The sequence below is a fragment of the Comamonas sp. Z3 genome (assembly GCF_008121565.1).
Taxonomy (GTDB): domain Bacteria; phylum Pseudomonadota; class Gammaproteobacteria; order Burkholderiales; family Burkholderiaceae_C; genus Comamonas; species Comamonas brasiliensis.
Genome location: NZ_VOQU01000008.1, coordinates 374,914 through 388,899, shown reverse-complemented (window position 1 = coordinate 388,899; position 13,986 = coordinate 374,914). Strand labels below are relative to the sequence as shown.

Below are 13,986 nucleotides of genomic sequence, written 5' to 3'. Positions count from 1 at the left end.
CCGGTGCCGCTGATGACGTTGCCGCTGGCGCTCAGCCCGGTGTCTTCCGTGACGGAGGCCGTGTCGGGCTTGGCTTCGGGAGCCGTGTCGGTGATGAGCACGACCAGGTTGTCGGACTTGCTCTGGTTGGCCGCATCGGTGACGGTGACCGTGAAGCTGTCCTTGACGGAGTCGTCGCCAGCGGTGTGGTCCTTGGCCGTGCCGTCTTGCTGGTAGCTATAGCTGATCTTGCCGGTGCTGGCGTCGTAGCCAGTCAGCGTGAGCTTGCCTTCGGTGCCGGTGATGACACGCGGGGTGGTGCCCAGCGCTTGCAGCTCGGCCACGGTGAGTGTGACGTTGCCGATCTGGACGCTGGCCAGGCCTTCGGGAGCGGAGACGCTCAGCTCGCCGGTGACCGGCTGGGTGGCGTTCTCGGCGATGCTGACGTTGCCGGCTGCGGCTCCGTTGGCGTCAGGGATGGTCACGCCCGGCACACCATCGGTGTGGCCGTTGATGGTGACCGTGATGGTGGTGGTGCTGAGGTCGCCGTCGGCGTCCCGGATCGTGTAGCTGAAGGTGTCCTCGAGCTTTTGGCCATCGAGCAACGCGTTCACGCGTGGGTCGTTGTTGTTGAGCTCGTAGGTGTAGCTGCCGTCGGCCTTGAGCACGATCGTGCCGTACTCGCCGCTGACTGTGGTGTTGACGCTGCCGCTGACGTTCTGGCCGCCAGTGACGGTGCCCTTGGCCACGCCCACGACGTTGGTGGCATCCGCTCCCAGGCTGTCGGCGCCGGTGCCGCTGATGACGTTGCCGCTGGCGCTCAGCCCGGTGTCTTCCGTGACGGAGGCCGTGTCGGGCTTGGCTTCGGGAGCCGTGTCGGTGATCTGGATGACCAAGTCATTGCTGCGAGTCTCGCCGGCAAAATCCTTGACGGAAACTTGGAATAGGTCGCGGACCGAGTCATCACCAGCACCGTGGTCAGCGGCGCCGCCAGTCTCCTGGTAGGCGTAGGTGATCTTGCCGGTGGCAGCGTCGTAGCCGCTGACGGTCAGGATGCCCTTGTCAGTGGTGATGACTACCGGGCTGGTGGCGGTGGCGCCGGTGATGTCCTTGCCGCCAACGGTGACGCCGGCGATGCCGGCTTCGGCGATGACCGTCACGGAACCGGTGACGGTATTGCCCGTGCCTTCGACCACGCTGTTGTGGGCAGTGCTCACGCCGCCGTCGCTGTCCTCGGGCGTGATGACCGGAAGCGCATCGGTCTGACCGGTGATGGTGATGGTCAGCGTGGCGGTGCTGGTACCGCCTTCACTGTCCGTGACGGTATAGGTGATCGAGCTGGTTGCCGTCTGGCCGGTAGCTAGGTACTGGAAGGCATTGCCGGGGTTGAACGAGTACGAACCGTCGGCATTAAGGATGAACGTACCGCCGTTGGAGCCAGCCGTCGGCGTGCCTACGCTGGCGGTGGCACCATTGACTTGCGAGACAGTCAGGGTGTCGCCGTCCGGGTCAACGTCATTGGCCAAGACGCCGTTCTGAGCGTCGACATTGAGCGTGGTGTCCTCGTCCGTGGTACCTGTATCGTCGGCGGCAGAGGGGGCCGGGTTGGTGACGTCCCAGTTGAAATTCTGGGAGGTCGTAGCGCCGGATGGGTCGGTCGCAGTCACAGTGACCGTGTAGACACCGTTGTTGCCGCCCTGCGAAGCGGAATGATCGATGCTGCCAGTGATTAGGCCGGTGTTCGGATCGATGCTCAGGCCTGGCGGCAAGCCGGCTGCGGTGTAGGTGAGTTTGTCGCTGGTGTCCGGGTCCGAGAAATGGCTGGATACGTCATAGCTCACACCGGCTTGAGCATCGATGCCCGAAGTGTCGGAAATGGAAGTGGAAACCGGACCGTCGTTGGTACCAGTGATGGTAACGATGATGGTCTGGGTCGCTGTGCCGCCGTGACCGTCGTCGACGGTCACGGTGATGGTATCGGTGACCTTCTGACCTTCGGCCAGGCCCTGCACGTCCTTGTTGGCATTGTCCAGGTTGTAGGTCCAGTTGCCCGAGCCGTCTACGGAGAAGGAGCCGTAGCTGCCCTTGCCGCCGTTGTTCACGCTCCAGGTGTGCGTGTCGGTGGTGTCGACGTCGCTGACGTCGAGCTTGCCGGTGGCGGTGGTAGCACCGTCCTCGACCACAGCGCCGTCCGTGTTGCCACTGAGAACGGGGGCATCGTTGGTGCCGACGATGGTGATAGTCAATGTCGCAGTAGAGCTGGCACCGTCTTTATCGACCAGGGTGTAGGTAAAGGTCTCGACCAGGGACTCACCCTCAGCCAATGCCTGCACAGTATTCAAACCGCTGTCGAGCTGATAGCTATAGCTGCCGTCGGTATTGAGGATGATCTTGCCGTACAGCCCTTGATCTGCGCCAACCAGAGCCACACGATGTTCTGTGATGCTGCCTTCACCCAGCTTGTCGTTGCTCAGAACATTGCCTTGCAAGTCAGATACGGCATCCTCGAAGGTCACGCCCGAGTCCGCACTGGCCTGGGGAATGCTCGCAGGCTGGGTCGGCGTCCCTTGATCGGTGCCTTCCGGCAAAGCGCCCACCCCACTGAAAAGCGGAAGCACTGTAGTCACTGGAGCAGAACGTCCGTATTCCAGCGCCAGCGGCGACACGGCCTCAATGATGCTGGAAAGACGCACAAAAGTGCTGCCGCCTTCGCTACCGCCGGACAAGGTGGCCGCCGTGGGATCCAGCTCATCGAATGGGTCCCCTCCTGCATTGATGGCCGCAATGATCTGGTCGATCTCGGTGCTCGCAGGACTCGCTACAGCAGCCTCTTCCACTGTAGGCGGCTGAACCAGGTCAGCGGTGAGATGCACATCCTGGTTCTCGCCCACCATCAGCGGTGGCTGACCATCCGCCTGCAGCTGCACGGTGCTGCCGGACGCCGTAACGATCTCGGCATCGGCGGGGATACGCATGCCTTCATGGAGTACCGTCAGATTGCCATCAGGACCACGCATCCAAGCCTGGCCAGTGAGTTTGGTAACGAGAACGGTTTGAGCTGCCATGAGGGTCTGCCTATCCAGTCAGATTAAAAAGTGAAGGTGCACAAAGGCACCTGTCCAATAATTCAACTGACATAGTAGAAGCCAACACCCCGCCGCACTATTGGCGTCAAAGCCAATCAGGATCGGTTTTATTCGGTGTCTGCTGCCGAACATCAAAAAAGCCTGAAGCCTGCAATATGCAGGCTTCAGGCTTTTCAGCAACTGGCACTCCAGCGGCAAACACCGCAGATGATCAGGTCTGCATCAGCAGCGCCAAGGTCAGGTTCAGGCCAGTTGCCTGCGTCCGATACCGTGAACCTTCAACGTCAGCATCAATCGATCCTGCACCTGCAGTTTCTCAAAGACAGCCGACAGATGGGCACGCACGGTACGCTCGCTGATCGACATGCGTTCGGCAATCTCCGCATTGCTGTCACCCAGCGATGCATAGCGGGCAACCTCCTGCTCGCGTGCGGACAATGGTTCAGCCCAGTCCGACTCCTGCTCGGGCAGGCGGGCGTCCACATCGCGCAACAAGCGCTGCAGCAGAGAACGTCCGAGCCAGATGTTGCCACCAGCCATGCTTTGCAGCATCCTCGACAGCACTTCCGAGCTCGATTGCGCGTGGGCATAGCCACATGCTCCACGGGACAGCAAGTTCCGGCCCTCCTCATCGCTGGGACGGTTGCTGAGAACCAGAACCTGAAGATCCTTCAGCAGCTCATTCCAGCGTGAAGCCGTCGGCTCGGGCAAGGATGGCAGGGCTGCATCCAGCACCACCACGGTACGGCCTTGCTGCTTCCAGCGTTGCAAATCGGCCAGAGTCTGGCCGCGCGCAGGCATCCACTGAGGGCCTGCGATCTGCTGCCATTCCTGCCACAGCGTGGCATCCTGGGTCAGCATCAATACAGGCAAGGCATTCATAGAGGTCCTTTTTAATTGTTGGTGATCCATGAACTAACGTTCGATCAAGGCATTGGACTTGGCACGCAGAATCGGCTTGAGCAGATACTGCATCAAGGTGCGCTTGCCCGTGAGGATGTGCACTTCCGCCTGCATGCCGGGAATGATGGGGCGCGAGTCATCGCCCACATGAGCCTTGTCCGTGCGCACCTTCACGACATAGAAGGAATTCCCTTTCTCGTCCGTCACGGTGTTGGCACCGATCTGCTCCAATTTCCCCTGCAAACCTCCGTAGATGGCAAAGTCATAGGCCGTGAACTTCACCTCTGCCTGCTGACCGAAATGCAAGAAGCCGATGTCGCGTGGATTGACCTGCACTTCCATCAGCAAGGTGTCATCCAGCGGCACGATGTCCAGGATGTCCTTGCCAGGCTGCACGACACCGCCCACGGTATTGGCCATCAGGGTATTGACCGTGCCGCGAACGGGCGAGCGCACCTCGGCCAGCTTGACCCTGTCCTCCAGTGCCACCTTGCCTTGCTCCAGAGTCCCCAGCTTGGCCTGGGTATCCGAGAGCTCGGAGCGGGACTGGTTGCGCATATTCAGCTCGGACTCCTGGATCTTGCGTTCCGCCTCCTGAATCGCCGCCTGAATACGCCCGATCTGCGCGCCGGCTGCCTTGGCCTCGCCACAGAAGCGAGCCACATCCCGTTGCAGGCGCAGCAAATCCACTTCGGACACCGCACCGCTCTTGAGCAAGGGACGGGTCACCGAAAGCTCTTCGGACGTCAAACTGCAACTGGAGGAAGCCTGGTCCCGGTTGGCCTGGGTTTCGCGCAGCTCCTGCTGGCGTTGGCGCAACTGGTCGCGTGCAATATTGACATTGGTGTTGAGCTCCTGGGAGCGGCTCTCCCACATGCGCCGCTCCATCTCCACCAGCTGAGGCGCCAGCGCCTGCACATCCTCCGGAGCCTTGAAGGGCTCACCCGATGCCAGGGCCTGAAGGCGTGCAGCCTTGGCCTTCAATGCCAGCAGTTCGGCCTTGTTCTCCCCCAAGGACGAACTGTAGCGCGTTGGATCGATACGCAAGATGACCTGACCCTGCTCCACATGTTCGCCGGGATGCACCAGAATTTCCTTGACGATGCCGCCATCCAGGCTCTGCACCACCTGAACCTGACGCGAGGGAACCACCTTGCCCTGGCCTCGAACCACTTCGTCGATGCGGCCCAGACAGGCCCAGAGCACCAGAACCAGCACGGTGACCAAGGCCACCCATATCAGCAGACGAGAGCCGCGCGCCTGCTGCTGCCCTGCCGCCCACTGCGCATCGGCCTTGAGATCTCCAGGCTGATGCGTTCCCACCACCTCGCTACCGTCAAGCAGCCATCGCTCCAGCCGCGACCAGCGCGCCTTGAGTGCATTGCTGAAGCGCGAGGGCTTCTTCTCTGCCTTGGACTCGCTCATGCTCGCCCTCCTACTCCGCCAATCCGTCCTTGTTTCAAGGCTTCGATGACCTGCTCCTTGCCACCATCGGCAACGATTTTGCCGCCATCGATCACGATCAACCGGTCAACCAGGGTCAACAAGGCCGTGCGATGCGTGACCAGCAAAATGGTCTTGTCCCGGGCAGCCTCTTCCAGCCGCCGCTTGAGCTGGGCTTCGCTTTGATTGTCCAGATTGCTGCTGGGCTCATCCAGCAACAATATGGCCGGGTCGTTGATCAGGGCACGGGCGACCGCAATGGATTGGCGCTGGCCGCCAGAGAGCGACTCGCCACGCTCGCCCACCAGCATGTCATAGCCCTTGGGGTTGCGCGCCACGAACTCATCCACGCCGGCAATGCGCGCCGCATGCAACATATCGGACTCGCCCGCGAACGGCGCCCCCACCAGCAGGTTGTGCTTCAGGCTGCCATAGAACAGCATAGGATCCTGCGGCACATGTCCGATGGCCCGGCGCAGGTCCACGGGATCTATCTGACGAGCATCCACTCCATCGATCAGCACCGAGCCCTCAGTGGGCTGATACAGACCCAGAACCAGCTTTTCCAGCGTGGTCTTGCCCGAGCCGATACGCCCGATGATGCCGACCCGCTCCCCGGGCCGGACCGAAAAGCTCACGCCTGAAAGACTGGCCTGCTCGCTGCCCGGGTAGCTGAAGCTGACATTGCGAAATTCGATGGCGCCACGCAGATCCGGACGCGAGACGAACTCCCGGTCCGCTTCGTGCTCGACCGGCATCTTCATATAGTTGTCGATGGAATTCAGCGAGGTGCGCGCATTGTGGAACTGCATCATCAGCCCTGCGACCTGACCGAAAGGCGCCAGGCAGCGCCCCGCAATCATGGAGGCGGCAATGATGCCGCCCATGGACAGCGCCGAATCCTGCACCTGGTACACGCCGACGATGACCACCGCCACGGTGACCAGTTGCTGCAGGGTCTGAACGAAGTTCACCGTGCCCGACGAAATGAACTTGATCTTGCCGCCCATATAGGCGATGTACTGGGTGGAGCTCTCCCACAGACGCTGCACGCCGCCTTGGGCGTTGAGCGTCTTGACGGCCTCCAGGTTGGTCAGCGACTCCACGAGCAACGCGTTGCGCTGAGACGAGGCCTGGAAGGTCTTGAGCGTCAGACTCTCCATGCGCGCCTGGGCCCAGAAGGAGACCAGCAAGATCGCGGCAATCGCGACCACGGGAGGGATCAGCATCCAGGGCGAAATCCAGGCAATCGCCACCAGGAACAGCAGCACAAAGGGCAGATCCACCAGGGTCGTCAAGCTGGCAGACGCAATGAAGTCCCGAACCGACTCAAACGAGCGTAGATTGGCCGCAAACGAACCGACGGATGCAGGCCGGCTTTCCATGCGCAAGTCCAGGACACGCTCCATGATCTGTGCGGACAGCTGCACATCCACACGCTTGCTCGCCGCATCCACGACATAGGCGCGCGTCGTCGTCAGCACGAAGTTGAAGATCAGCACCAGGGAAATGCCGATCGCCAGCACCCACAATGTTTCCACCGCGTTGTTGGGCACCACGCGGTCATACACATTCATGCTGAACAAGGGCATGGCCAGCGCAAAGACATTAATGAGCACGGCAGCCAGCAGGGCGTCGCGATACAGGCGCCGATTCTCCAGAATCACGGCCCAGAACCAGTGACTGCTGCGTGGCTCCATGCCTTGCTGCACGGAGCGCGGCTCGAAACGGAACTGGGGACGCACAAAGCACATCAGCCCCGCATAGTCCTGCAGCAAAGCCTGGGCCTCGACCTCGACCGGACTCTCCGACTCCGGGTACTGCACGAGGAAGCGACCGCTCTCCTGGGGCCTGAGCAGCAGACAGGCACGGCCGCCATGGAGAATCAAAATGGCCGGCAGCAAACCCTGGGGGACATCATCAAGACCGCGCTGCACGATGCGCGTGCTGAACTGCGCGCGAGCCGCGGCCCGAGCCAGCAACGAAGGCGTCAGACGCTGGTCCACCAGCGGCAGACCATTGCTCAGGGCCTGCGCGGTATAGGGCTTGCCATGCAGGTTGGTGAGCTGAACCAGGCAGTCCAGCAAGGGATCGGCATGGGTCTCGTGGGCAGGCATGCGCCAGTCTCCAGCCGGCGCATGCCCTGAGCCGCGCACCCCCAGAAAAGCCGGGCCGGCCTGCTCCGCCGCCGTGTCCGGCGAAGCACCACGCCCTCGCTTCTGGGTCGCATCCGTACCGCTGACCGATGCCATAGTAGGTTCAACGTCTGGTTTGGTCATCTTCAACAATCAACCTATAAAAGCTCTTCGTCATCATCAATCAAGTCCAGCGAATTGCGCATGCGCTGGCGCGCCTGCTTGCGTTGGCTCAGCTTCTCCAGCGCCTGCGGCGGAAGATCCGTCAAGCGCAAGGTTCCATTGGCAAGCAAGGCATCAATCAAGTCCTCCAGAACGCGAATGAAATCCGCATCCAGTGCCGACAGTTCCTGCCGGGAAGACCGCTCTGAAGGTGGTGAATCGCTTTTATCCATCTTGTTCAACTCCCACTAAAGATGCGCCAGACGCCGGCAGCCATCACTGGCGGACAGCTGCGGCCGGTGCAGACACAGGAGCTGGAGCTTGCACAGGAACGCCCTGATCGGTCTCCATGCTGGCAGGCACCGGCGTCAGATTGTTGGTGTCCGGCACCGAAGATTTGCAGCTGCGCAGCAAGTCATCGGGCAAGGTCAGTGCCTGTTGCTCCTCCGGACGGCTATCGTCATGCGGCTGCGCGAGGCCCAGCACCGGCAGAATCTGGCTGGACAAGGTCAGCCACTGGTACTCGGCCTTTTTCAGGTCATATTGGGCATTGACCAGGGCGCGCTGCGCATCGAACAACTCGTTTTCCGTATTCAGCAGGTCCAGCAGCGAACGCTGACCGATCTTGAACTGCTGCTGATACGCCACGCGCACCTTGGCAGTGGAAAGAACATGCTCACGCAGGAACGGCGTTTGCTGACGCAGACGGGCCATGGTGTTCCAGGTAATCGACAGCTCCTGCTGAAGATTGCGGCAGGTGTAATCGCGCACGTCCTGGGCCGCATAGCCCTGGGCGATCGTCTGGCGCAGACGTGCCTCGTCCGCGCCGCCGCGATACAGGTTGTAGGTCAGCATCAGCTGCACCCGCGAGCTCTGCACATCCCAGTAGGCCGGCGAATTCTGGTCACGGTCACGCCCGGTGGATGCCAGCAGCTCCAGCTTGGGCATATGCGCCCCCTTGGCGGCCTTCTGACCTGCCTCGGCCGCTTGCACCAGGGCCTGTTTCGACAGCAGCAGCGGGCTCGCGCGCAGCGAATCGCCAAAATCCTTGGCAACCCCGGATACCGGCAGCTTGCCAGTCACCTCGGGCACGGGATCCAGCGTGGCCGCCGGATACTCGCCCACCACACGACGGTAGCGCTGCATCACATCGTTGAGGTTGTTGCTCTCGGTCATCAGATTGGTCTGTGCCAGCGACAGACGACCGCTGGCCTGCTCCAGGTCCACGCCACGCCCCACGCCGGACTGCTGACGCTCGCGCAACTGGCCCAGCGTCACCTGGTGGGTGCCGAAGTTTTCGCGCGCCAGCTTTTCCATTTCACGGTAGCGCTGCACATCCAGATAGGCCGCGACCACATCATTGGCCAGGCTTTCCGTGGTGGCACGCAGATCGTAGAACTTTGAAAGCTTCTCAAAGCCCAGCTGACGGATATTGCTGCTGGTGGTGAAACCATCAAAGATCAGCTGACGCAGCTGCAGATTCCAGCCTGGACGGTTCCAGTTCTGCGATGGCGAATCCTGAATATGGCTGCGCCACTCGCGCCCGACCCAACCTTGCGCTGTGACTTGTGGACGCCAGCCGCCCCGGGCCACGTTCTGACCTTCGGCGGACGAAGTGAAATCCTGAAATCGCGCCTGCACTTCCGGATGCGTCATCAGTGCCTGCTCCACCACTTTTTGCAGTGCGACACCTTGCTCGTTGGCTTGCTGTGCATTCATGGTTGTCTGGGCCATGCCTCCCATGGCCCACGAGGCCACGCCCAAAGTGGCAACCACTTGTGCAATCTGACTGAATTTCATTGTTATCCCTCTTGTTTGACTCCGACCGGGCAATGCGATGTCTGGCCCGCCAACGAATGAGCGAGAGCAATCGGTGCGACCTCTGCAAGTCGCTCCCCGCGGAAGCTGGTGTTGATGTGGACGGGCTCGCTGCTGCCCGGCAAGGCATAGCAGACGGCCTCAGAACTCGCAAAATGGAACTCTGTAACTCTCTTGCTCACAACCTTTGGCGTCATGCCAGCGCCGCGCAGGAGACTGAAGTTCAGGCCAAGCTTGTTGCCTGATCGACAAGACTCATCACATTTGCCTGACGAGCGACCGCAAGGCGGTGCTGAAGGGATGGCGTCACCAATCCCCAGGCCAAACAAATCACGCGGACAGGCTGTGAAGCGGCGATAGGCTAGACACAGCGCATTTGGAGATTTTCCTTTCCACGATAGCAAGGCGGAGCCTCCGGTTTCCGGCCGGTGTTCTTGACGCATAACCTTGCATGCGAAGCCGTGCGTTGATGGCTGATCTCCTGGCAACACCATCAAACAATTGGATTCGAATGCAAATCTAGCACAACGCATGCAAGAATTTGTTTCAAAAATCACTCAAACAGCCGAACTTCGAATTTTTTGCCCGGAATTGGCAATTCTTTTCATTCGTTCTTTATATCAAAGAAACCAAGAATCAATACCGCATCCGCTCTCGTTATTCCCGCTGGGGTTAACGCAATCGGACGAAATCAGACCCGTTCCTACAGGGAAGCCGTCATCAAATGCTTCACGCCGTATCGCTGCGGCAATAGAAAAAGGGCTTCTGACTTGATAGTCAGAAGCCCTTGTCTAATTGGTCGGAATGGCGGGATTCGAACTCGCGACCCCTTGCACCCCATGCAAGTGCGCTACCAGGCTGCGCTACATTCCGAAGACCTCAATTATACACAGAAATCCGACATCAAAGAGAAAGCAGCGCCCTGATCTGCAAAAGCTCTTCTTTGACCTCTTCCATGCCCATGACACCGGCAGGCTCTGCGAGGCCCTGTTGCAGCATTGCGCTCAGCAGATGGCTCTGAGCCAGGTCCTCGCCCGGCACAGGCAGTGCCGCCTGCGGCTCGACTGCCCTGCCGTGGCCCGTCACCAGTTCGCGCAGACGATTTCTTGCACCGCTGATGGTGAAGCCCTGCTCGTACAGCAGCTCCCGGATGCGGCGCACCATCAATACCTCGTGGTGCTGGTAGTAGCGGCGGTTGCCGCGCCGCTTCATGGGCTTGAGCTGCACAAACTCCTGCTCCCAGTAACGCAGCACATGAGGCTTGACGTCGCACAGATCCGCCACTTCACCGATGGTGAAATAGCGCTTGGCAGGAATTGCCGGCAAAGATGAAGCCATGGCTGGTTGCAAGCAGTCGATGAAGGGACGAGTGAAAGATAGGCCATCACGGCTTGTGCAAATCAGGATCGGGCACGGTGCTTTGCCGATAGCAAAGCCCATTGCGCCTCCCCTCTTTGTACAAGTCCTTGCAATATAGCGCGAAGAGCTGACAGGACCTTGCACCGCGCGCGACGCAAGACTGTCAGCTCTTCAGTGACCGATGCTCCGCTTGACAGTGCATCAGCCGTGTGCAAGTCGCTTAAGACCCCGAACTCTCGCCCTGGATCAGCTCCTTGAGCTTGCTGCTGGCATGGAAGGTCACCACGCGGCGAGCAGCGATGGGAATCAGCTCTCCAGTGCGCGGGTTGCGTCCGGGACGTGGTGCCTTGGTGCGGATCTGGAAGTTGCCGAAGCCCGAAAGCTTGACATCTTCGCCTTCCACCAGCTTTTGCGAGATCAGGTCGAAAAACGCATCCACCATGTCCTTGGCTTCGCGCTTGTTCAAACCGATTTCGTCAAACAGCAGATCGGCCAGCTGCGCCTTGGTCAGCGCGGGGCTGTCGATGCTCTCTACGGCAAGCTCCATGGGTCGATCTCCTTGTGGATTGAACATATCAGCGCAGACGAGCCGCAACGCGTTCAACCAGCGCCGCAATGGTGCCCTGCATGGCGGCCTCGATTTCCGCATCGGTCAGCGACGCGGTGTCGCTGCCCAGCGTCAGGCGCACGGCCAGGCTCTTCTCGTCCTGGGCCAGGCTGCCCGGCGCCGCTTCCTCGCCAGCCTTGAGCTTCTTGGGACGGAAGACGTCGAACAGCACGGCCGAGCGCAGAATGCCGCCCTGCACACCTTGCTGCACGGCCTCCATCACCTGGGCGTGGGTCACGGCTTCCTTGACGACCACGGCAATGTCGCGCTCCACGGCCTGGTGCTTGGCAACGGGCTTGAAGACCGGCACCTGGCGGGCCAGCACGGCATCGAGCTCGAGCTCGAACATCACGGGAGCCTGGGCCAGATCCCATTCCTGGCGCCACTGGGGATGCAGCTCGCCGACAAAGCCGATGGCCTTGCCGTCCAGCAGCACGCGCGCGCAGCGGCCGGGGTGCATGGCCGGATGCTCGGCGGGCTCGAACACCGGCTTGGCCGGAGCCAGCAGTGCTTCCACATCTCCCTTGACGTCATAGAAGTCGACCTTGGCTTCTGCCCTGCCCCACTGCAGCTGGTCGGCTGCGCCGTAGGCGAGACCCGCCACGCGCATGGGCTGATAAAAGCCCTTGACGGTGGTGTCGGAGTCGGCCACGGACTCGTCCTTGAAGAACACGCGACCCAGCTCGAACACGCGCACGCGCTGAGCCTTGCGGTCCACGTTGAACTTGAGCACCTGCAGCAGCGAACCCAGCAGGGACGAGCGCATCACGCTCAGATGGCTGGCAATGGGGTTGAGCAGCTTGATGGCGTTGCTGTTGCCGGCCAGCTCCTGCTCCCACTTTTCTTCGACAAAGCTGAAGTTGATGGTTTCCTGGTAGCCCAGGCCCGCCAGCTCGTGGCGCACGGCATAGGGGCTGCGCTCGTTCTCGGCGCGCAGCTTGGGCGAGATCGGGGCCAGCGGCTTGGTGGTCGGCAGGTTTTCGTAGCCGATCATGCGGGCCACTTCCTCGATCAGATCTTCTTCCAGATTGATGTCGAAGCGGAAGGTCGGAGCAGTCACCGAAATCACGCCTTCCGAAGCCACGGTGGCAGGCAGGCCCAGGCCGTTCAAGGCATCCAGGCATTGCTGCTGCGTCACGGCCATGCCGATGACCTTGGCCGCACGCGCCACGCGCAGTTGCACGGCCTTGGAGGCGGGCATATTGGGCTTCTGGTCGTCCATGGCACCGACCTGCGTCTCGGGCGTGCCGCAGATTTCCAGCACCAGCGCGGTGATGCGCTCGATGTGCTCGGTGGTGAACTCGGGGTCCACGCCGCGCTCGAAGCGGTGACCGGCGTCGGTCGAGAAGTTGAAGTGGCGCGAACGGCCGGCCACGGCCTTGGGGAACCAGAACGCGGCTTCGATGTAGATGTTCCTGGTGTCGTCGGACACGGCCGTGGCGTCGCCGCCCATGATGCCGGCCAGCGACTCGACCTGCTTGTCATCGGCAATCACGCCGACCTTGAGGAAATCGTCGATCTTGATGGTGTTGCCATTGAGCAGCTTGAGCGTTTCGCCCTCCTTGCCCCAGCGCACATTCAGGCCGCCGCTGATCTTGTCCAGATCGAAGATATGGCTGGGACGGCCCAGCTCGAACATCACGTAGTTGGAGATGTCCACCAGAGGGCTGACCGAGCGCTGGCCGCAGCGTGCCAGGCGGTCCACCATCCACTGGGGCGTCTTCACCCGGGTGTTGACATTGCGCACGATGCGGCCCGAGAAGCGGCCGCACAGGTCGGTGGCTTCAATCTTGACCGGCAGCTTGTCTTGCAAGGCCACGGCCGCAGCGGGGAAGGACAGGGCTTTGAGCGGCGTGCCGGTCAGCGCCGACAGCTCGCGCGCCACGCCGTAGACGCTCAGGCAATGCGCCAGATTGGGCGTCAACTTCAGCGTGAACAGCGTGTCGTCCAGATTCAGGTACTCGCGCACGTTCTGGCCCAGAGGCGCATCGGCGGGAAACTCCAGCAAGCCGCTGGCGTCTTCGTCGATGCCCAGCTCCTTGGCCGAACACAGCATGCCAAAGCTCTGCACGCCGCGCAGCTTGCCGATCTTGATCTTGAAGGGCTTGCCATCGGCACCGGGCGGCAGCTCGGCGCCCACGGTGGCGCAGGGAATGCGGATGCCCACGCGCGCATTGGGCGCGCCGCAGACGATGTTCAGCAGCTCGGGGCCGCCCACGTCGACCTGGCAGATGCGCAAGCGGTCGGCGTCGGGGTGCTGCACGGCTTCCTTGATTTCACCGACCACGATACCGGTGAAGGGAGGCGCCACAGGATCCAGCTCTTCCACCTCCAGACCGGCCATGGTCAGGGTATCGGCCAGTTGCTGGGTGGTCAGATTGGGGTTGCAGTATTCGCGCAACCAGGATTCAGGAAATTGCATAGTCAGACTCTTTGGCGTTCATGCCAGTCGCACCGCAGGCGGTCTGCAACTGGCTGGGCATGCGTATTTCAA

The 13,986-nt window shown here is 61.3% G+C and carries 10 protein-coding genes and 1 tRNA gene; 1 reads left to right on the top strand and 10 read right to left on the bottom strand.

The genetic code is table 11. The features are described 5' to 3' along the window. The 6 genes from FSY59_RS23510 to FSY59_RS23485 all read right to left on the bottom strand — a co-directional run. Positions 1–3,044 (bottom strand): retention module-containing protein (locus FSY59_RS23510; RefSeq protein ID WP_148729780.1); only part of this gene is annotated, 3,044 nt, incomplete at its 3' end. A 264-nt stretch (positions 3,045–3,308) separates the two neighbouring features. Then, positions 3,309–3,947, bottom strand: a complete 639-nt coding sequence (locus tag FSY59_RS23505; protein ID WP_003053584.1) for a response regulator transcription factor — start codon at positions 3,945–3,947, stop codon at positions 3,309–3,311. Between the two features lie 33 nt (positions 3,948–3,980). Continuing rightward, positions 3,981–5,393: an HlyD family type I secretion periplasmic adaptor subunit gene (locus tag FSY59_RS23500; protein WP_019043538.1), complete on the bottom strand. Its 1,413-nt coding sequence runs from the start codon at positions 5,391–5,393 to the stop codon at positions 3,981–3,983. Then, positions 5,390–7,528 carry a type I secretion system permease/ATPase gene (locus tag FSY59_RS23495; RefSeq protein WP_051962311.1) on the bottom strand — a complete coding sequence of 713 codons (2,139 nt, stop codon included), beginning with the start codon at positions 7,526–7,528 and terminating at the stop codon, positions 5,390–5,392. The genes FSY59_RS23500 and FSY59_RS23495 overlap by 4 nt, the downstream gene beginning before the upstream one ends. 176 nt (positions 7,529–7,704) lie before the next feature. Further along, a complete protein-coding gene (locus FSY59_RS23490) occupies positions 7,705–7,941 on the bottom strand; it encodes a hypothetical protein (RefSeq protein ID WP_003053579.1) in 237 nt (78 codons plus the stop codon). 43 nt (positions 7,942–7,984) lie between these two features. Further along, the gene (locus FSY59_RS23485; protein WP_019044020.1) at positions 7,985–9,508 is read right to left on the bottom strand and encodes a TolC family outer membrane protein; all 1,524 of its coding nucleotides are present in this window, start codon (positions 9,506–9,508) and stop codon (positions 7,985–7,987) included. 549 nt (positions 9,509–10,057) lie between these two features. On the opposite strand from FSY59_RS23485, the gene FSY59_RS23480 reads away from it, so the two are divergent. Next, complete coding sequence (locus FSY59_RS23480) at positions 10,058–10,300, top strand: hypothetical protein (RefSeq protein ID WP_144244942.1); 243 nt, start codon at positions 10,058–10,060, stop codon at positions 10,298–10,300. Between the two features lie 22 nt (positions 10,301–10,322). On the opposite strand, the gene FSY59_RS23475 is transcribed toward FSY59_RS23480, so the two are convergent. From FSY59_RS23475 to pheT, 4 genes are all read right to left on the bottom strand, one after another. After that, positions 10,323–10,399, bottom strand: a tRNA-Pro gene (locus FSY59_RS23475). Positions 10,400–10,429: 30 nt separating this feature from the next. Beyond that, a complete protein-coding gene (locus tag FSY59_RS23470) occupies positions 10,430–10,864 on the bottom strand; it encodes a MerR family transcriptional regulator (protein ID WP_003053576.1) in 435 nt (144 codons plus the stop codon). 241 nt (positions 10,865–11,105) lie between these two features. Next, the gene (locus FSY59_RS23465; protein WP_003053575.1) at positions 11,106–11,432 is read right to left on the bottom strand and encodes an integration host factor subunit alpha; all 327 of its coding nucleotides are present in this window, start codon (positions 11,430–11,432) and stop codon (positions 11,106–11,108) included. Positions 11,433–11,460: 28 nt separating this feature from the next. Continuing rightward, entirely contained in the window at positions 11,461–13,914 is a 2,454-nt protein-coding gene (pheT, locus tag FSY59_RS23460) for a phenylalanine--tRNA ligase subunit beta (protein ID WP_148729778.1), read from the bottom strand. Positions 13,915–13,986: the final 72 nt, after the last annotated feature.